Origin of the sequence: Modestobacter sp. VKM Ac-2985, from assembly GCF_026967925.1 — a bacterium.
GTDB lineage: Bacteria > Actinomycetota > Actinomycetes > Mycobacteriales > Geodermatophilaceae > Modestobacter.
Genome location: NZ_JAPVBI010000001.1, coordinates 509,684 through 528,303, shown reverse-complemented (window position 1 = coordinate 528,303; position 18,620 = coordinate 509,684). Strand labels below are relative to the sequence as shown.

Here is an 18,620-nt window from a genome sequence, read left to right as displayed (position 1 = left end):
CCTCCATACCCGCGACGGAGCGCTCGTGCGCCGAGGCACACTGGACCCTCGTGAGCACTGCCTCGACCGACGCCGCGCCTCAGGACCCCGCACCCGCCGGAGACGCCGTCGGCGACGTCCTCGTCGACTGGTACGCCGAGGCGGCCCGGGACCTGCCCTGGCGCGCGCCCGGCACCGACCCGTGGGCGGTGCTGGTCAGCGAGGTCATGCTGCAGCAGACGCCGGTGCGCCGGGTCGAGCCGGTCTGGCGCGAGTGGCTGGCCCGCTGGCCGGCGGCGGCGGACCTGGCGGCCGCCAGTCCGGCCGAGGTGATCCGGGCCTGGGGCAAGCTCGGCTACCCGCGGCGGGCGCTGCGGCTGCGGGAGGCCGCCGTCGCCATCACCGCCCGCCACGGTGGCGCGGTGCCCGCCGACGTGGCCGAGCTGGAGTCCCTGCCGGGCGTCGGCACCTACACCGCCCGGGCGGTCGCCTGCTTCGGCCACGGCAGCCGCCAGCCGGTCGTCGACACCAACGTGCGGCGGGTCGTCGCACGGCTGGTGCACGGTCGCGCCGAGGCGGCGCCGGCCCGGGCGTCGGACCTGACCGACATCACCACGCTGGCGCCGGTCGACGACGCCCGCGCCGTGCGGTTCTCGGTGGCGATCATGGAGCTGGGTGCACTCGTCTGTGTCGCCGGCACGCCCCGCTGCAGCGCCTGCCCGGTGCGGGACCGGTGCGCCTGGCGGCTGGCCGGGTCCCCGGTGCACGACGGCCCGGCCCGCCGGGTGCAGAAGTTCGCCGGCACCGACCGTCAGGTGCGTGGCCGGCTGCTCGACGTGCTGCGCGCCGCACCGGAGCCGGTTGCGGCCGAGGCCCTGACGCCGGCCTGGGACGACGCCGTCCAGCGCTCGCGGTGCCTGGACTCCCTGCTCGTGGACGGGCTGGTCGAGCAGGCCCCGGACGGCCGCTTCTGCCTGCCCGGCTGAGGCGTCCCCGACGTACCGGCTCGTCGCTGGGAAGCCCGTCCCGGCAGCGCACCGGGTGGGTCCGCCCGCGCCCCCTCACGCGGGCAGTGGACGCCGACCTCGCGGGCTGCCGAGACGACGAAGGGCCGCCCCCCGCGGATGCGGAGGGCGGCCCCTGTCTCGTCAGCGGACGAGGTCGTCGATCACTCGGGCGGCGTGGCCGCCGGACCCTCGCCCTCGCCGTCGGCGCCCGAGAGCGCCACCGGCGGGGTGTCGGGCATGTCGATCGGCTTGGCCTCACCGCGGAAGGTGAAGCGCGAGGCCGTCGGGTCGGCGTCCTCCTCGACGTCCACCACGATGATCTGCCCGGAGGAGATCTCGCCGTAGAGGATCTTCTCCGACAGCGTGTCCTCGATCTCGCGCTGGATGGTGCGGCGCAGCGGCCGGGCACCCAGCACCGGGTCGAAGCCACGGGCGGCGAGCAGCTTCTTCGCCGCCGGGGTGACCTCGAGGGACATGTCCTTGTTCGTCAGCTGCGTCTCCAGCCGGGCGAGCATGAGGTCCACGATGTGGACGATCTCGTCCTCGGTGAGCTGGTGGAACACGACGATGTCGTCGATGCGGTTGAGGAACTCCGGCCGGAAGTGCTGCTTGAGCTCCTCGTTGACCTTGAGCTTCATCCGCTCGTAGTTGCTGGTGCTGTCGTTCCCGGCCTGGAAACCGAGACCGACGGCCTTGGAGATGTCCCGCGTCCCGAGGTTCGTGGTCAGGATCAGGATCGTGTTCTTGAAGTCCACGATCCGGCCCTGACCGTCGGTCAGCCGGCCGTCCTCCAGCACCTGCAGCAGCGTGTTGAAGACATCGGCGTGCGCCTTCTCGATCTCGTCGAAGAGGACCACCGAGAACGGCTTGCGCCGCACCTTCTCGGTCAGCTGGCCACCCTCGTCGTAACCGACGTAGCCGGGAGGGGCACCGACGAGCCGCGACACCGTGAACTTGTCGTGGAACTCGCCCATGTCGATCTGGATGAGGGCGTCGTCCTCGCCGAAGAGGAACTGCGCGAGCGCCTTGGCCAGCTCCGTCTTACCGACACCCGAGGGGCCGGCGAAGATGAACGAGCCACCGGGACGACGAGGGTCCTTGAGGCCCGCCCGCGTGCGGCGGATCGCCTGGCTGACGCTCTTGATGGCCTCTTCCTGGCCGATGATCCGCTTGTGGAGCTCGTCCTCCATGCGGAGCAGCCGGGTGGTCTCCTCCTCGGTCAGCTTGAAGACCGGGATGCCCGTCCAGTTGGCGAGGACCTCGGCGATCTGCTCGTCGTCGACCTCGGCGACGACGTCCATGTCACCGGCCTTCCACTGCTTCTCGCGCTCGGACTTCTCGCCCAGCAGCTGCTTCTCCTTGTCGCGGAGAGACGCGGCCTTCTCGAAGTCCTGCCCGTCGATCGCCGACTCCTTTTCGCGGCGGATGGCCGCGATCCGGTCGTCGAACTCACGCAGGTCCGGCGGGGCGGTCATCCGCTTGATCCGCATCCGGGCACCGGCCTCGTCGATCAGGTCGATCGCCTTGTCCGGGAGGAAACGGTCGGAGATGTACCGGTCGGCCAGCGTCGCGGCGGCGACCAGCGCGCCGTCGGTGATGCTGATCCGGTGGTGGGCCTCGTAGCGGTCCCGCAGGCCCTTGAGGATCTCGATGGTGTGGGCGAGGGTCGGCTCGCTGACCTGGATGGGCTGGAAGCGGCGCTCGAGGGCGGCGTCCTTCTCCAGGTGCTTGCGGTACTCGTCCAGCGTGGTGGCACCGATGGTCTGCAGCTCACCACGGGCCAGCATCGGCTTGAGGATGCTGGCGGCGTCGATCGCGCCCTCAGCGGCACCCGCCCCGACGAGGGTGTGGATCTCGTCGATGAACAGGATGATGTCGCCGCGGGTGCGGATCTCCTTGAGGACCTTCTTCAGCCGCTCCTCGAAGTCACCGCGGTAGCGGGAACCGGCGACGAGGGCGCCGAGGTCGAGGGTGTAGAGCTGCTTGTCCTTCAGCGTCTCGGGCACCTCGCCCTTGACGATCGCCTGGGCGAGGCCCTCGACGGCCGCCGTCTTGCCGACGCCGGGCTCACCGATCAGGACCGGGTTGTTCTTGGTGCGGCGGGACAGCACCTGCATGACCCGCTCGATCTCCTTGGCCCGGCCGATGACCGGGTCGAGCTTGCCGTCGCGGGCGGCCTGGGTCAGGTTGCGGCCGAACTGGTCGAGGACCAGCGAGGTCGACGGGGTGCCCTCGGCGGGCCCGCCGGCGGCAGCCGGCTCCTTGCCCTGGTAGCCGCTCAGCAGCTGGATGACCTGCTGGCGCACGCGGTTGAGGTCGGCGCCCAGCTTCACCAGGACCTGGGCGGCGACGCCCTCGCCCTCGCGGATCAGGCCGAGCAGGATGTGCTCGGTGCCGATGTAGTTGTGGCCGAGCTGCAGCGCCTCGCGCAGCGACAGCTCCAGCACCTTCTTGGCCCGCGGGGTGAAGGGGATGTGACCGGACGGCGCCTGCTGGCCCTGCCCGATGATCTCCTCGACCTGCTGGCGGACGCCCTCCAGCGAGATGCCGAGGGACTCGAGCGCCTTGGCGGCGACACCCTCACCCTCGTGGATCAGACCCAGGAGGATGTGCTCGGTGCCGATGTAGTTGTGGTTGAGCATCCGGGCTTCTTCTTGCGCCAGGACGACCACGCGACGGGCTCGGTCGGTGAACCGTTCGAACATCTGCTGTATCTCCCTCTGACCGGCTGGACCTGCTGTGCTCGTGTCCCCGGCAGGGGACGGTGGACACCCGACGTACGTCGGCGCGCTGGGGCACCGGTCGTTCCACTGTAGTTCGCACCACCCGGTCGGCGTCGAGAACAGGCCGTCGAACCGTCCGGGGGGCTCGATGGAGACAACTGTCCTCCCAGGGACGGTGTTCCCCCACGGTTACGCCATGAGCGGACGCACGACGGCCCGGCACCCCCAGGGGAGGTGCCGGGCCGTCGTGGTGGCCCTCCTGCAGTGCAGCAGGAGACGCCGCCTACGTCAGTGCGCTGCCTCGAAGGCCTCGACCACGCTGGCCGGGATGCGGCCGCGGTCGCTGACCTGGTGGCCGTTGCTGCGGGCCCAGTCGCGGATCGCGCCGGCCTGCTCGCGGTCCATCCGGCCACCGCCCCCGGTGGCCCGCGACCGACCCGCGCCCGAGGCCCGGGTGCCACGGCTGCTCACCTTGCGGGCCGCCGCCACGTACTTGCCGAACACGTCGCGCATCTCTGCAGCGTTCTTGTCCGACAGGTCGATCTCGTACGTCGTCCCGTCGAGGGAGAACGTGACCGTCTCGTCAGCGGAGATGCTGTCGTCGAGGTCGTCGCTCAGGATCACCTGGACCTTACGTGCCATTGTCTGTTCACTCCTGTTGCTGCGGGGCCGTGGACTGTCGTCAGTGCTCCCCCGTGATCGACGAGTCCATTGCACCACGAACTGCGGCATTCAGCCCAATTTCGGGGCTATTTCACGACGAATGCCCCCACACAGGTGAGTCATTGATGGAGAGGGCGCACCAAAGGGAACAGGATCGTCTCCCTGATCCCCAATCCGGTGAGCGTCATCATGAGCCTGTCCATGCCGAACCCGAGACCGCCCGTCGGGGGCATCCCGTACTCCAGCGCCTCGAGGAAGTCCTCGTCCAACGCCATTGCCTCCGGGTCCCCGGCGGCGGCCAGCAGCGCCTGCGCGGTGAACCGTTCGCGCTGGACGACCGGGTCCACCAGCTCCGAGTAGGCGGTGCCCTGCTCGATCCCGCCGATGTAGAGGTCCCACTTCTCGGCCTTGCCCGGCTCCGATCGGTGGGCGCGGGTGAGCGGCGAGGTGTCCACCGGGTAGTCGATGACGAACGTCGGCGACTGCAGCCCGTCCTGCACCAGCGCCTCGAAGAGCTCCTCGACCACCTTTCCGGGCAGCCAGGCCGGGTCGACGCCGACATCGTGCCGTTCGGCGATCGCGCGCAACTGCTGCACCGTCGTCTGCGGGGTGATCTCCTCACCGACGGCGTCGGAGACCGCGGTGTAGAGCGACAGTTGCGGCCAGTCGCCGGACAGGTCGAGTTCGGTGCCGTCGTGGTGCCGGGCGATGTGGTCGCCGAACAGCGCCGTGCTGCACTCCTGGACCAGTTCCTGCGTCATCCGGGCCATTTCCTGGTAATCCCAGTACGCGGCGTAGGCCTCGAGCATCGCGAACTCCGGGGAGTGCGAGGAGTCGGCCCCCTCGTTGCGGAAGTTCCTGTTGATCTCGAAGACCCGGTCCAGCCCACCGACGATGCACCGCTTCAGGAACAACTCGGGGGCGATGCGCAGGTAGAGGTCCAGGTCGAAGGCGTTCATGTGCGTGCGGAACGGTCGGGCAGCGGCGCCGCCGTGCACGGTCTGCAGCATCGGCGTCTCGACCTCGAGGAAACGACGGGCCGTCAGGCCGGAGCGCAGCGTGCCCATCACGGTGGACCTCTGGTGCACCGTGCGACGCGCCTCGTCGCGGACGATCAGGTCCACGTAGCGGCGGCGGACCCGCAGCTCCTCGCTCATCGGTTTGTGCGCCACCGGCAGGGGCCGCAGCGCCTTGGCGGCCAGCTGCCAGGAGTCTGCGAAGACCGACAGCTCCCCACGCCGCGACGTCCCGACCTCACCGGTGACCAGGACGTGGTCGCCCAGGTCCACGTCGGACTTCCACGCGGCGAGCGGCTCCTCGCCGACCCGGTCGCGGGAGAGCATGACCTGCAGCTCCGTGTCGCCCTCGCGCAGCGTCGCGAAGCACAGCTTGCCGGTGTTGCGGGAGAAGATGACCCGCCCGGTGACGCCGACCTGCTCGCCGGTCATCGTGTCCGGCTCCAGGTCGGGGTGCGTCGCACGCACCTCGGCCAGGGTGGTCGTGCGGGCGACGGTGACCGGGTAGGGGTCGACGCCGGCTTCGCGCAACCGGTCCAGCTTGGCTCGCCGCACCCGCAGCTGCTCGGGCAGTTCGTCCTCGGGCGGGCCGGGGGGTTCCTCACTCACGAGCAGAGCCTACGGGCGGCCGGACGACGTCCCGCCACCGCCGGACCCGCCGGAGGACCGGTGCCGTTCGAACGCCAGCCGCAGGCCGTGCACGGTGAGATCGGGCTCACGCTCCCCGATCGACCGGCAGCTGTCGACGAGCAGCGGGTGCAGTCCGCCGGTGGCCACCACGACCGGTGCTGCTCCGAACTGCGCGACCAGTTCGGCGGCGATCCGGGCGACCAGGCCGTCGACCAGACCGGCGAAGCCGAGGACCATCCCGGACTGCAGGGCGGCGACGGTGTTCTTGCCGATCGCCTGGGTGGGGACGGTGAGCTCCACCGAGCGCAGCTGCGCGGCCCGCGCGGCCAGCGCATCCAGGCTCACCTCGACGCCGGGCGCGAGCGCGCCGCCGAGGAACTGCCCGTCCGGGCCCACCGCGTCGACGGTGGTGGAGGTGCCGAAGTCCACCACCACCACCGGCCGCCCGGTGCCATCGGGGCGCCGGCCGTACAGCTCGTGGGCGGCCAGCGCCGTGACCACCCGGTCGGCGCCCACCTCGCGCGGGTTGTCCACGTGCAACGGCACCCCGGTGCGCACCCCGGGCCCGATCAGGGTGACCGGGACGGCGAGCCGGTCCAGCAGCTGCCGCAGCGCCGGCAGCTGAGCCGGCACGGTGGAGCAGGCGGCGACCCCGGTGACCACGGTGTCTCGCAGCAGCCCGCGCCAGAGCATGTGCAGCTCGTCGGCGGTGGCCCGCGGCTGGGTCGTGACCCGCCAGCAGCCGACCCGCCGGGCGCCGTCGAAGGTGGCCAGCACCGTCTGGCTGTTGCCGACGTCCACGGTGAGCAGCACGTCAGCCTGCCCGGAGGTCGAGCGCCCGCAGGTCCAGGGCCAGGTCGAGGATCGGCGAGGAGTGGGTGAGCGCACCGACGGAGAGGAAGTCGATGCCGGTGTCGGCCACCTCCCGGGCGGCGTCGAGGGTGAGCCCGCCGGTGGCCTCCAGGTCGACGTCCAGGTCGCCGACCAGGGCGACGGCCTGCCGGAGCTGGTCGGGGGTCATGTTGTCCAGGAGCAGGAAGTCCGCACCCGCGTCCAGCGCCTCGCCGACCTGCTCGAGGGTGTCGCACTCGACCTGCACGGTGATCCGGGGCGCCCGCTCCCGGACCAGGGCCACGGCGGCGGCGACCGACCCGGCCGCGGCGACGTGGTTGTCCTTGACCATCGCCACGTCGTAGAGGCCCATCCGCTTGTTCGACCCGCCGCCGCAGCGCACCGCGTACTTCTCCAGCGGGCGCAGCCCCGGGGTGGTCTTGCGGGTGTCCAGCACGACCGCACCGGTGCCGGCGACGGCGTCGACCCAGGCCCGGGTGGCGGTGGCGATGCCGCTGGCCCGGCTGGCGATGTTGAGCGCACTGCGTTCGGCGGCCAGCAGTGCCCGCACCGGGCCGCGGACGGTGAGCAGGACGTCGCCGCGGCGCACCCGGTCGCCGTCGGCCGCTCCCGCGGTCAGCGTGGCGCCCGGGGCCAGCCGGGTGAACACCCGGGCCGCCAGCGGCAGCCCGGCGACCACGCCGTCGGCCCGGGCGACGAGGTCCGCCGTCCCGAACTGGCTGCCCGGGACGGTCGCGGCGCTGGTCACGTCGTAGCCGACGGCGACGTCGGGGGCGCTGGGCAGCGGGGCGCCGCCGGTCAGGTCCTCGGTCAGCGTGCGCTCGACGAGCTCGGCGACCCAGGCGGCGCTCAGGCCGGTGCCGCTGAGGTCGGTCGGGTCGGTGGGCAGCGCTCGGCTCGCCGGGGTGGTCACCGGCACATGCTCGCTCACCAGGTCACTGTCACCGACGTGCCCACCGGGCGGCGGGTCAGCCGGACCTGCCCGTCGTCGGCGAGCTGCACGTCCAGGTGCACCTCCCAGCCCTCGACGGCCTCGGGGTGGTCCTCCCGCCAGTGGCAGCCACGGGTCTCCTCTCGCGCGGCGGCCGCGGCGGTGATCGCGGTGGCGACGGTGAGCAGGTCGGTGGTCTCCCAGCCCGGCACCCCGGGGACGGCGGTGGTCCACTCCCCCAGCGCCGCCAGTTGCCCGGCGGCCTCGGCCAGCCCTGGACCGCTGCGCAGCGCGCCGACCCGGGCCGACATCGCCGTGGTCAGCGGCGCGCGGGCCGCGACGTCGACCAGCCCGGCCGGCCGCTGGTCCGCCGGCGCGGCGGGAGCGGGCACCGGGAGCTCCCGGGCCAGCGCCGCACCGATCCGCCCGGCGAACACCAGCCCCTCCAGGAGGGAGTTCGACGCCAGCCGGTTGGCCCCGTGCACGCCGGTGCAGGCGACCTCACCGCAGGCGTAGAGGCCGGGCACGGTGGTGCGCCCGGCCAGGTCGGTGGCCAGGCCACCGGAGGCGTAGTGCGCGGCCGGGGTGACCGGCACGAGCTCGGTGACCGGGTCGATGCCGGCCTCGCGGCAGCGGGCCACGATGGTCGGGAACCGCTCGGCGAGCCCGGGGAGACCGCGGGCGTCGAGCCAGACGTGGTCGACGCCGTCGCGCAGCTGGACCCGGGTGATCGCCTTGGCCACCACGTCGCGGGGGGCCAGCTCGGCGAGCGGGTGCACGCCGGGCATGAACCGCTCGCCGGCGCCGTCGCGCAGCACGGCCCCCTCCCCCCGGAGCGCCTCGGAGACCAGCGGCTGCTGCCCACGGGCGTCCGGGCCCAGGTAGAGGGCGGTGGGGTGGAACTGGACGAACTCCAGGTCGGTCGCGACCGCCCCGGCCCGCAGGCCCAGGGCGACGCCGTCGCCGGTGGAGACCCCCGGGTTGGTGGTCGCGGCGTACACCTGCCCCATCCCGCCGGTGGCCAGCACCACGGCCCGGGCGCGCACCGCACCCACGCCGTCCGCGGAGCCCTCGCCGAGGACGTGCAGGGTGACGCCGGCTGCGCGACCGTCGGCGTCCCGGAGCAGGTCCAGCACCATCGCGTGCTCGACCAGCGTCACCCCGGGGTCCGCGGCCACGGCGTCGCGCAGCGCGCGCTGGACCTCCGCCCCGGTGGCGTCTCCGCCGGCGTGCACGATCCGGTTGGTGGAGTGGCCGCCCTCCCGGGTCAGCAGCAGCCGCCCGGTCGGGCCGCGGTCGAACGCGGCTCCCCAGCTGATCAGCTGGTGCAGCCGCTCGGGGCCCTCGGTGACCAGCGCCTGGACGGCGTCGGTGTCACAGAGCCCCACCCCGGCCACCTCGGTGTCCCGGGCGTGGGCGGCCGGGGTGTCGGCCGGGTCCAGGACCGCGGCGATCCCGCCCTGCGCCCAGCGCGTCGAGCCGTCGTCCACCTCGACCTTGGTCACGACGGCGACCGAGAGCCCCGCCGCGCGGGCGTGCAGGGCGACGCAGAGCCCGGCGACCCCGGAGCCGACCACGCAGACGTCGGCGGTCAGCTCCCAGCCCGGGGCGGGGGCCCGCAGCCGCAGCGGCAGCCCCGTGCCCAGGTCCGCAGAAATGGCCATTTCTGCGGCTCGCGTCACCGGACCGGGACGCCGAGGTCGCTGCGCTGCTGGTCCGGCGCCCCCGGCACCGGGGCGGAGGGGTCGGCGCCCAGCTCGACGACGCGGTTGTCGGCGTCGACGTGCACGACCGCCGGCAGGTAGGACTTGGCCTCGGACTCGTCCATCAGGCCGTAGCTGATCAGGATGACCAGGTCGCCCGGGTGCACCAGGTGCGCCGCGGCACCGTTGATGCCCAGCACGCCCGTGCCCCGCTCGCCGGGGATGACGTAGGTCTCCAGCCGGGCGCCGTTGGTGACGTCGACGATCGCCACCTGCTCGCCGGCCAGCAGGTCGGCGGCGTCCATCAGGTCCTCGTCGACGGTGACCGACCCGACGTAGTGCAGGTCGGCCTGGGTCACCGTGGCCCGGTGGATCTTGCTCTTGAGCATGGTGCGCATCATCAGCGATACCCCAGTTCCACAGCGGTGTTGTCGATCAGGCGGGTGCTGCCGGCGCGGGCGGCGACCAGCAGGCGGGCGGATCCGGCGACGGGCGCCGGTCCGAGATCTGGATCGGTCAGCTCCAGGTAGTCCTGGAGCAGGTCGGGGGCCTCGGCCAGGACGGCGCGGGCCGCGGCCAGGACGGCGTCGGCGCCCTGCGGGCCTGCCTGGACACCGGCACGCAGTGCTGCGGACAACGCAGCAGCGGCCCGGCGCTGTTCCAGCGAGAGGAACCGGTTGCGGGAGGACAGCGCCATGCCGTCGTCCTCGCGGACCGTCGGCACGCCGACCACCCGCACCCCCAGCGCCAGCTCACGGGCCATCGCCCGGATCAGCGTCAGCTGCTGGTAGTCCTTCTCGCCGAAGACGGCGACGTCCGGGCGGACCAGGCCGAAGAGCTTCGCGACCACGGTCAGCACGCCGGCGAAGTGCCCCGGGCGGACGGCGCCCTCCAGCACCTCCCCCAGCGTCCCTGGCTGCACGGTGACCCCCAGCGCACCGGGTGGGTACACCTCGTCGACCGGCGGGTGGAACACCAGGTCGGCGCCCTCCTGGGCCAGCGCCGTCAGGTCGGCGTCCCAGGTGCGGGGGTAGCGGTCGAAGTCCTCGCCGGGGCCGAACTGGGTGGGGTTGACGAACACCGAGACGACGACGCTGCCGCCGTGCTGGCGGGCTGCGCGGACCAGCGTGCGGTGCCCCTCGTGCAGCGCGCCCATGGTGGGCACGAGCACGACCGGCCCGGGCAGGTCGACCCGCAGCCGGCGCAGCTCCGCGGTCGTCTCCGCGACCACCGGTGACCGGACGGACAGGCTCATCGCGCGGCCTCCTCGGCCGAGTCGAGCAGCTCCAGCAGCGGGGCGCCCTCGTGCCGCTTGAGCCGGCCGGCGGCCAGCGCCCGCTCGGTGGTGCGCCGGGCCAGGGCCACGTAGGCGTCGACCGCGGCGGGCGCGCGCTCGCTCAGCGTGTCCAGGTGCGCGGCCACGGTGCCGACGTCGCCGCGGCTGACCGGGCCGGTGAGCCCGCGGTCGCCGCGGCGCAGGCCGTTGTCCAGGGCGGCGGTCAGCAGCGGGGTGAGCACCCGGGCCGGCTCGTCGACGCCGGCGGCGCGGAGCAGGTCGGCGGCCTCGGCGACCAGCGTGACCAGGTGGTTCGCCCCGGTGACCAGCGCCGCGTGGTAGAGCCCGCGGTCGGCCTCGTCGATCCAGAAGGGCTCGCCGCCCATCTCCAGCACCACCGTCTCCGCGACCGGGCGGTGCTCGGGGCGGCTGGTGACCCCGAACGGCGCGGCGGCCAGCCGGGCCGCGTCCTCGGGGGCGCCGGAGAAGGTCATCGCCGGGTGCAGCGCCAGGGCCAGGACGCCGCAGCGTTCGGCCGGCAGCAGCACGGCGAGGCCGTGCGCACCGGAGGTGTGGAAGAGCAGCTGGCCGCGCCGCCAGGCGCCGGTCTCAGCGAGACCGGCGACCAGGCCGGCGAGGGTGTCGTCGGGCACGGCGAGGACCACCAGGTCACTCGCGGCGACGACCTCGTCGGCAGGCAGCAGCGGGACGCCGGGCAGCAGGCGGGCCGCGCGCTCGGCGGAGGCGGCGGACACCCCGGAGGCGGCGACCACCTCGTGGCCGGCGGCGGAGAGCGCGGCGCCGAGCACGGCACCGACCCGGCCGGCGCCGACGATCCCGACCCGCAGACGGGCGGGCGCCTCGGTCGCGGCGGGCAGGCCCGCAGGCAGGACAGGGCGCGCAGGCAGCGCGCGGGGACGGATGGGCATCCCGGTGCACCTCTCGTTCCAGTCCCTCGCGGGTACCGGACTCAGGTCGCGTCGTCCCACGTCGTCGTGGGCCGTGTGGAGCGGTGGCGCGGTCGGTCCCGGCGGGCCACCTGCTGCAACCGCCCCGGAAGGCGTGTCACGCGGGTGTACCGCCGATGGCGAGTCTGTTACCCGCGGACGACGTCGGCAACGCCCGCGGGGTGTGTCCTGACTCACCCGGGCGATCGCCGGCGTCCGATCCGCCCGTGATTGGGTGGGCCCGGCCGGCAGCGGAGCCGGCTCTGGCGAGCAGGAGGAGCACGGTGAGCAGCTTCGAGGGACGCACGGCACTGGTCACGGGCGCGAGCCGGGGCATCGGCCTGGCGATCGCCCAGAGCCTGGTGGAGCGAGGCGCCCGGGTGGTGGTCACCGCGCGCAAGCCCGACGCGCTCGCCGAGGCGGTCGAGGCGCTCGGCGGCCCGGAGAAGGCCGTCGCCGTGGCCGGCAACGCCGGTGACCCCGAGCACCGCGCCGAGGCCGTCCGCACCGCGATCGACACCTTCGGCAGCCTGGACGTGCTGGTGGGCAACGTCGGCATCAACCCGGTCTTCGGCCCGCTCATGGACGCCCCGCTGGACGCCTTCCGCAAGATCCTGGACACCAACGTCGTCTCCAGCCTCGGCCTGGTCCAGGAGGCGTGGAAGGCGTGGATGTCCGAGCACGGCGGCTCGGTGCTGATCGTGGCGTCGGTCGCCGGCCTGAAGTCCAGTGAGGGGATCGCGGCCTACGGCGTCAGCAAGGCCGCGCTGATCAACCTGACCACGCAGCTGGCCGTGGAGCTCGGCCCCAAGGTGCGGGTCAACGCCGTCGCCCCGGCCGTGGTGAAGACCCGGTTCGCCGAGGCCCTGTTCACCGGCCGCGAGGACGAGCTGGGCGGCCAGTACCCGGTCGGCCGGCTCGGCGTGCCCGAGGACATCGGCGAGGCGGCCGCCTACCTGCTGAGCGACCAGGCCGGCTGGGTCACCGGCCAGACGCTCGTCCTCGACGGCGGCGCTCTGTCCCGCGGCCCCATCTGAAGAAGGACCCCTCTGCCCCCCACTCCTCGCAAGCTCGGCGCGGGGCCCTGCAGAGGGGCCGAGCCGCGGAACCGCGGCGGTTCAGCGGCCGAGCACCCGGGCGAGGACGTCGTCGCCGGCGTCCTCGCCCTCCTCGCGGTAGCGGCGGCGCCGGGACCGGCCACCACTGGGCGCGGAGACCCCGCTCTCGGCCAGGATCTGCTTCAGCCGGGCGTGCCCCTGCGCCGGCGCCGTCGCCCGGGGCGCCGGCTCCGCGGCCACCGGGGTGACGGGGGCGGCCGACCACGGGGTCGGCTCCCAGGACGGCGACTCCACCGAGGGCGCTGCACCCGACGGGATCGGCTCGGCGGGCGACGCCCACGACGGGGTCTCCGCTCCCGGCGTGCCTGACCCGGAGCCGGCGGACGCAGCCGCCCAGTCCGACCAGCTGGTGCTCGCCGCGGCCTGCTCCTCCGGTGCGGCATGGCTGTGCCGGCGGCCGTTCGAGGGGGCGCCGCCGCCCGCCTCGTCGGGCTCCGCAGCCCGGCGGTGCCGACGCCGCGGCGGCTCGAGGGGGTCCGACATCGCGGCCACGAGGTCGGACACGCGGAGCGCCGGCTCGGGCACGCGCGGAGCAGGCTCGGGGTCGGGTTCGGGGACGCGCAGGACGGGCTCGGGCACAGGCAGGGCGGGCTCGGGCACAGGCAGGGCGGGCTCGGGCTCGGGCAGGACCGGCTCGGGCACGCGCAGGACAGGCTCGGGCAGTGGCGGCCGGGACGGCAGCGGGACCACCGGCACCTCGGCGGGCGGCCGGCCGGCCGCGTCCAGCAGGGCCTTCTCCCCCAGCCAGGCCAGCGGCGACTTCGGGCTCGGCTCGACCCACGGCTCCAGCACCGCCTCCTCGACCAGCCACTCCAGCGGTGACGGCGGCCGGTGCCGGCTCGACGACTCCTCGGGCAGCGCGAACGCGCGGTCCTCGGCCGCCCACGGGGCCGCCGTGCTGATCGACGGCGCGGGCACGTCGAGACCCTCGGCGACCGCCACCGGGAGCTCCTGGCCGGACCCAGCAGAGGCGCCCGGCCCGGTCGTGGAGGACGTCCACACCGAGGTCTCCCACACCGGCGGCGCACCCTCCACCGTGCGACCGCCGTCGGCGACCTGCGCAGGTCCGCGGACCGACTGCGCGCGCATGACCATGCGCTCGATCAGCAGCTCACCGGACAACTGCTCGCTCAGCTCGCTGCGCATCCGGCCGAGGTCGCTGCGCAGCTCGCCCAGCCCGGCCAGCTCGGTGCGCAGCTGCTCCAGGCCGCTCAGCTCGCCGCGCAGCTCGGTCAGGGCGGCGAGGTCGGTGCGCAGCCGACCGAGCTCGGTGCTGATGGCCTGCTCCGCCTCGCGCCGCAGTCGGCTCTCCAGCTGGGCCGCGTGCTCGTGCCGGGCGGTGACCTCACGCGCCAGCTCCAGGTCGTAGGCGTGCCGGAGCTCGGCCTCCCGGGCGGTCGCGGCCGTCCGGTCGGCGCGCCGGCTGCCGGCGAGGAACGCGGCGATCACGAAGGCCCAGGCGACGGCGAGCAGTGCGACCCGCAGGTACAGCGGGTCCTCGGTGAGGAAGGCCGCGGCCGTGGCCGGCACGGCGAGCAGCAGCGCGACGCCCAGCCACACCCGCTGAGCCGCAGACCCCGCCGGCGGCTCGACGGCCGACGGCGCCACCCGGACGGCGGCCGGGCGGGGCGGCACGGGCGGGAGGGGACTGCGAGCGGGGACTCCGTCGTCGCGGCGACCTCCCATGCCGTGCACCCTACGGGCGGCGGCCGTCGACACCGGTCAACTCCGCTCCGTACGCGTTGGGTGTCTCTCCGCCAGGTGGGAGGGGCACGGGCCCCCGGCCGCGGGGAAGGACCGCCGGCCCAGGACGAGCACGTCGGCGGCAAGACATCGATCGTGCACGACGCGATGTGTTTCGATGGTGCCCCCGTTGCGCGCCCCGCGGGGCATCACCGGTCGAACGTGCCGCCAACCGCCAGTCGATCGAGGAGAGCCGGTGGCCACACCCATCTCCGTGCGGACAGCGGACACCACCAGCAGCGCAGCGCCCATCCACCACCGTCGACTCAGGCCCCGTGCAGTCGAGCCGCAGGGAGGACCCCGATGATCCGTTTCGACGCGGTGTCGAAGGCATACCCCGACGGGACCGTCGCGGTCGACGAGCTGAGCCTGACCGCACCCTCGGGCCAGATCACCGTGCTCGTCGGACCGTCCGGCTGCGGCAAGACCACCAGCCTGCGGATGGTGAACCGGATGGTCGAGCCGACCTCCGGCACGATCACGATCGACGACCGCGACGTCACCTCGGTGTCCGCCACCGACCTGCGTCGGAGCATCGGGTACGTGATCCAGCACGCCGGGCTGTTCCCGCACCGCACCGTCGTGGACAACGTGGCCACCGTCCCGATGCTCACCGGGACCGGCCGCCGGGAGGCGCGCCGCCGGGCGATCGAGCTGATGGAGCTGGTCGGACTGCCGGCCTCGTTCGCCGACCGCTACCCCGCCCAGCTCTCCGGCGGTCAGCAGCAGCGGGTCGGGGTGGCCCGGGCACTGGCGTCCGACCCGCCGGTCATGCTGATGGACGAGCCGTTCAGCGCCGTCGACCCCGTGGTCCGCGACCAGCTGCAGCAGGAGTTCCTGAGGCTGCAGGGTGAGCTGGGCAAGACGATCCTGTTCGTCACCCACGACATCGACGAGGCGATCCGGCTCGGCGACCGGGTCGCCGTCCTCGCCGTGGGCGGGAGACTGGCCCAGGTGGCCGCCCCCGCCGACCTGCTGGCCACCCCCGCGGACCCCTTCGTGGCCGAGTTCGTGGGTCGTGACCGCGGTTACCGGGCGCTGGGCTTCATCTCCGCCGAGGTGGCCGCGACGGCCGAGCCGACCGTGACCCTCGGCTCGCCGATGGCCCGAGCGCACGACGTCGCCGTCGACGACTGGGTGCTCGTGGTGGACGACGGGGGGCTCCCGCAGGGCTGGCTGCACCTCCGGGCCCATCCCGACGGCGGCCCGGGCCCCGCGCCGGGAGACACCGTCACCCCCGGCCTGCTCAACCTGGGCGGCACCCTGTCTCCGGTCGGCGGCACCCTGCGCGAGGCCCTGGATGCCGCGCTCTCCTCGCCCAGCGGTCGTGGTGTGGTGGTCGACGAGAGCGGGCAGCTCGTCGGCTCCGTCCGGGCCGGCACGGTGCTGGCGCACCTGCACGCCGCGACCGCGGACGCCTCGGCCCAGGTCAGGCCGTGAACTCGGACAACGGCTCGGCGCCCTGGGACCTGTTCGGCTACTTCGCCGACCACCGCGCCGACGTGCTGGCCCTGTTGTGGGCGCACACCTGGCTCTCGGTCCTGCCCGTGGTCATCGGCCTGCTGGTGGCCTTCCCGATCGGCTGGCTGGCCCGCCGGTACCGGTGGGCGTACCCGCCGATCGTCTCGGTGTCCGGCCTGCTCTACACCATCCCCTCGCTGGCGTTGTTCGTCGTCATGCCGACCCTGCTGGGCACCCAGATCCTCGACCCGGTCAACGTGGTCGTCGCGCTGACGATCTACACCGTCGCACTGCTGGTGCGGGTGGTCGCCGACGGCCTGGCCGCCGTCCCCGAGGACGCCGTGCAGGCGGCCACCGCGATGGGCTTCACCCGCCTCCAGCGGCTGCGGACCGTGGAGCTCCCGCTGGCGATCCCGGTCATCGCCGCGGGTCTGCGGGTGGCCATGGTGGCCAACGTCAGCCTGGTCGCCATCGCGGCGACCATCGGGATCCCCCAGCTCGGCCAGCTGTTCATCACCGGGTTCCAGCTGTCGGTGACCGGCCCCTACTACCCGCCGATCGTGCTCGGCATCGTGCTGTCCGTCGCGCTGGCGCTGCTGCTCGACCGGTCGATCGTCCTCGGCGCGCGCCTCCTCACCCCGTGGCAGCGGGTGTCGGCAGCCCGATGAACGACATGCTCCTGTGGCTCAACGACCCGCAGAACTGGACCGGCACCCGGGTCACACCCGGGATCGTCGAGCAGGCCTCCGCACACCTGGCGTACACCGCCATCGCCCTGTCGATCGCCGGTGTGATCGCCTTCCCGCTGGGGCTCGTCCTCGGCCACACCGGCCGGGCGTCCTGGCTGGTCTCGGTGGCCAACGGGCTGCGGGCGCTGCCGACGGTCGGCCTGCTGATCCTGCTGTACGTCATGGTGTCGCCGTTGATCAGCGGTCGCGGCAACGCCGTCTACCTGGTGCCCACGGAGATCGCCCTGGTCCTGCTGGCCCTGCCGGCGATCCTGGCCAACACCTACGCCGGGGTGCGCAACGTGTCACCGGACGTCCGCGACGCGGCCCGCGGCATGGGGATGACCGGCCGGCAGGTGCTGTTCCGCGTGGAGCTGCCCAACGCGCTCCCGTTGGTGTTCTCCGGCCTGCGGAGCGCCGCGCTGCAGGTCATCGCCACCGCGACGATCGCGGCCTACGTCGGCCTGGGGGGCCTGGGTCGTTACGTCTACGACGGGCTGGCCAGCCGGGACTTCGGCCAGATGGCCGGCGGCGCGGTCCTGGTCGCCGCACTGGCCCTGCTGGTCGACCTGGCGCTCTCGCTGCTGCAACGCGCCGCCGTCTCACGCGGCGTCTCCGGGCGGTTCTCCCGCCGGACGACCCGCGACAGCCGCGCCGCGGCGGTGACCGTGGTGCGGCCCGAGCCACCGAGGGGCGGGCCCGACGGTGGCCGGCCACCACGGCAGGCGACCACCCCGGCTTCTGCCCTGACCCCTTCCGGTGACCACCCCTCGGGGTGACCCGGTCCCGTTCCGCGGGTGGCACCCGCCACCCGGCACCCAGTGACCCGGCGCGCCGCGCCGCGGCTGACCCCAGGAGAGACCCCATGAACCGCAGGATCGCCACAGCGCTGACCGGCGGGACCGCCCTGCTCACCGCGCTGACCGCGTGCGGAGAGTCCGGCAGCAGCAGTGCGGGAGGGGGCGAGAGCGCCCCCGCCGGGGGCGGCGACACCATCGCCGCCGACCTGGTCCTCGGCGGGCCGCCGGAGTTCCAGACCCGGCCCGACGGCGTCCCCGGCCTGGAGGAGGTCTACGGCGTGACCTTCGGTGAGTTCCGCAGCCTGGACGCCGGCGGCCCCCTCACCATCAACGCGCTGGCCAACGGCCAGATCGACGCAGCCGACGTCTTCACCACCGACCCGAACATCGCGGCCAACGACTGGGTGGTCCTCGAGGACCCGGAGAACCTGTTCGCCGCGCAGAACGTGGTCCCGCTGATCAGCACCGAGGAGGCCACCGACGGCGTCGCCGCCGTGCTGAACGCGGTGTCCGCGGAGCTCACCACCGAGGACCTCATCGCGCTCAACGAGCAGGTGATCATCGACCGGCAGGACCCGGCCGCGGTCGCCGGGCAGTGGCTGGCCGAGCAGGGGCTGGACGCGACGGGCACGCAGGCCGCCGGGACGGACCTCACCATCGGGTCGGCGAACTTCCCGGAGAACATCACCCTGGCCAACATCTACGCGCAGGCCCTGGAGGCCCAGGGGGCGACGGTCGAGACCCAGCTCAACATCGGCAGCCGGGAGGTCTACATGCCCGGCCTGCAGGACGGGTCGATCGACCTGATCCCGGAGTACACCGGTGTGCTGCTGGAGTACTTCGACGAGGAGGCGACCGCGGTGAGCTCCGAGGAGGTCTACGCCGCGCTCCCCGAGGCCCTGCCGGAGAACCTGACCGTGCTCGAGCAGTCGGAGGCCCAGGACAAGGACGCCATCGTCGTGACCCGGGAGACCGCCGAGGAGTACGGCCTCACCTCGATCGCCGACCTGGCCGAGCAGCCCTGACCCACCGGCGGTCCGGCC

Annotated in this window: 16 protein-coding genes; 6 read left to right on the top strand and 10 right to left on the bottom strand. The window is 73.7% G+C overall.

Annotation, left to right across the window (positions count from 1 at the left end):
* The first annotated feature begins 50 nt into the window (after nucleotides 1-50).
* Nucleotides 51-965, top strand: a complete 915-nt coding sequence (locus O2V61_RS02375; protein WP_269181732.1) for an A/G-specific adenine glycosylase — start codon at nucleotides 51-53, stop codon at nucleotides 963-965.
* 182 nt (nucleotides 966-1,147) lie between these two features.
* Here the strand turns inward: O2V61_RS02375 and O2V61_RS02370 are convergent, their stop codons facing one another.
* The 9 genes from O2V61_RS02370 to O2V61_RS02330 form a co-directional block, all read right to left on the bottom strand.
* Nucleotides 1,148-3,691: an ATP-dependent Clp protease ATP-binding subunit gene (locus tag O2V61_RS02370; RefSeq protein WP_269181731.1), complete on the bottom strand. Its 2,544-nt coding sequence runs from the start codon at nucleotides 3,689-3,691 to the stop codon at nucleotides 1,148-1,150.
* Nucleotides 3,692-3,997: 306 nt separating this feature from the next.
* Nucleotides 3,998-4,351: a histone-like nucleoid-structuring protein Lsr2 gene (locus O2V61_RS02365; RefSeq protein ID WP_269172175.1), complete on the bottom strand. Its 354-nt coding sequence runs from the start codon at nucleotides 4,349-4,351 to the stop codon at nucleotides 3,998-4,000.
* 140 nt (nucleotides 4,352-4,491) lie between these two features.
* Nucleotides 4,492-5,997 (bottom strand): lysine--tRNA ligase, encoded by a 1,506-nt coding sequence (lysS, locus tag O2V61_RS02360; RefSeq protein WP_269181730.1) that lies wholly within the window; start codon nucleotides 5,995-5,997, stop codon nucleotides 4,492-4,494.
* Between the two features lie 9 nt (nucleotides 5,998-6,006).
* Nucleotides 6,007-6,831 carry a type III pantothenate kinase gene (locus tag O2V61_RS02355; RefSeq protein ID WP_269181729.1) on the bottom strand — a complete coding sequence of 275 codons (825 nt, stop codon included), beginning with the start codon at nucleotides 6,829-6,831 and terminating at the stop codon, nucleotides 6,007-6,009.
* A 1-nt stretch (nucleotide 6,832) separates the two neighbouring features.
* A complete protein-coding gene (gene nadC / locus O2V61_RS02350; RefSeq protein WP_269181728.1) occupies nucleotides 6,833-7,801 on the bottom strand; it encodes a carboxylating nicotinate-nucleotide diphosphorylase in 969 nt (322 codons plus the stop codon).
* Nucleotides 7,798-9,483: an L-aspartate oxidase gene (locus O2V61_RS02345; protein WP_269181727.1), complete on the bottom strand. Its 1,686-nt coding sequence runs from the start codon at nucleotides 9,481-9,483 to the stop codon at nucleotides 7,798-7,800. The genes nadC and O2V61_RS02345 overlap by 4 nt, the downstream gene beginning before the upstream one ends.
* Nucleotides 9,480-9,893, bottom strand: a complete 414-nt coding sequence (panD, locus tag O2V61_RS02340; RefSeq protein WP_269181726.1) for an aspartate 1-decarboxylase — start codon at nucleotides 9,891-9,893, stop codon at nucleotides 9,480-9,482. Before panD ends, O2V61_RS02345 begins: the two co-directional genes overlap by 4 nt.
* An 11-nt stretch (nucleotides 9,894-9,904) precedes the next feature.
* The gene (gene panC, locus O2V61_RS02335; protein ID WP_269181725.1) at nucleotides 9,905-10,759 is read right to left on the bottom strand and encodes a pantoate--beta-alanine ligase; all 855 of its coding nucleotides are present in this window, start codon (nucleotides 10,757-10,759) and stop codon (nucleotides 9,905-9,907) included.
* Nucleotides 10,756-11,709, bottom strand: a complete 954-nt coding sequence (locus O2V61_RS02330) for a Rossmann-like and DUF2520 domain-containing protein (RefSeq protein ID WP_269181724.1) — start codon at nucleotides 11,707-11,709, stop codon at nucleotides 10,756-10,758. Before O2V61_RS02330 ends, panC begins: the two co-directional genes overlap by 4 nt.
* Nucleotides 11,710-12,011: 302 nt before the next feature.
* Between O2V61_RS02330 and O2V61_RS02325 the strand changes: the two genes are divergently transcribed.
* Complete coding sequence (locus O2V61_RS02325; protein ID WP_269159779.1) at nucleotides 12,012-12,764, top strand: SDR family oxidoreductase; 753 nt, start codon at nucleotides 12,012-12,014, stop codon at nucleotides 12,762-12,764.
* An 81-nt stretch (nucleotides 12,765-12,845) separates the two neighbouring features.
* Here the strand turns inward: O2V61_RS02325 and O2V61_RS02320 are convergent, their stop codons facing one another.
* Nucleotides 12,846-14,480 carry a DUF6779 domain-containing protein gene (locus O2V61_RS02320; RefSeq protein ID WP_269181723.1) on the bottom strand — a complete coding sequence of 545 codons (1,635 nt, stop codon included), beginning with the start codon at nucleotides 14,478-14,480 and terminating at the stop codon, nucleotides 12,846-12,848.
* Nucleotides 14,481-14,891: 411 nt separating this feature from the next.
* Between O2V61_RS02320 and O2V61_RS02315 the strand changes: the two genes are divergently transcribed.
* The 4 genes from O2V61_RS02315 (at nucleotide 14,892) to O2V61_RS02300 (ending at nucleotide 18,602) form a co-directional block, all read left to right on the top strand.
* On the top strand, nucleotides 14,892-16,028 hold the full coding sequence (locus O2V61_RS02315; RefSeq protein ID WP_269181722.1) for an ABC transporter ATP-binding protein: 1,137 nt from the start codon (nucleotides 14,892-14,894) through the stop codon (nucleotides 16,026-16,028).
* Nucleotides 16,025-16,717 (top strand): ABC transporter permease, encoded by a 693-nt coding sequence (locus O2V61_RS02310; RefSeq protein ID WP_269181721.1) that lies wholly within the window; start codon nucleotides 16,025-16,027, stop codon nucleotides 16,715-16,717. Before O2V61_RS02315 ends, O2V61_RS02310 begins: the two co-directional genes overlap by 4 nt.
* Nucleotides 16,714-17,556, top strand: coding sequence for an ABC transporter permease (locus O2V61_RS02305; RefSeq protein WP_269181720.1), 843 nt, complete (start codon nucleotides 16,714-16,716; stop codon nucleotides 17,554-17,556). The genes O2V61_RS02310 and O2V61_RS02305 overlap by 4 nt, the downstream gene beginning before the upstream one ends.
* Before the next feature lie 86 nt (nucleotides 17,557-17,642).
* Nucleotides 17,643-18,602, top strand: a complete 960-nt coding sequence (locus O2V61_RS02300; RefSeq protein WP_269181719.1) for a glycine betaine ABC transporter substrate-binding protein — start codon at nucleotides 17,643-17,645, stop codon at nucleotides 18,600-18,602.
* The last annotated feature ends 18 nt before the right edge of the window (nucleotides 18,603-18,620 follow it).

Bases quoted from the DNA above. Each gene is read 5' to 3' on its own strand.
- O2V61_RS02370 (WP_269181731.1), bottom strand. From the start codon at position 3,691: ATGTTCGAACGGTTCACCGACCGAGCCCGTCGCGTGGTCGTCCTGGCG.
- O2V61_RS02365 (WP_269172175.1), bottom strand. From the start codon at position 4,351: ATGGCACGTAAGGTCCAGGTGATCCTGAGCGACGACCTCGACGACAGC.
- panD (WP_269181726.1), bottom strand. From the start codon at position 9,893: ATGCTCAAGAGCAAGATCCACCGGGCCACGGTGACCCAGGCCGACCTG.
- panC (WP_269181725.1), bottom strand. From the start codon at position 10,759: ATGAGCCTGTCCGTCCGGTCACCGGTGGTCGCGGAGACGACCGCGGAG.
- O2V61_RS02330 (WP_269181724.1), bottom strand. From the start codon at position 11,709: ATGCCCATCCGTCCCCGCGCGCTGCCTGCGCGCCCTGTCCTGCCTGCG.
- O2V61_RS02315 (WP_269181722.1), top strand. From the start codon at position 14,892: ATGATCCGTTTCGACGCGGTGTCGAAGGCATACCCCGACGGGACCGTC.
- O2V61_RS02305 (WP_269181720.1), top strand. From the start codon at position 16,714: ATGAACGACATGCTCCTGTGGCTCAACGACCCGCAGAACTGGACCGGC.
- O2V61_RS02300 (WP_269181719.1), top strand. From the start codon at position 17,643: ATGAACCGCAGGATCGCCACAGCGCTGACCGGCGGGACCGCCCTGCTC.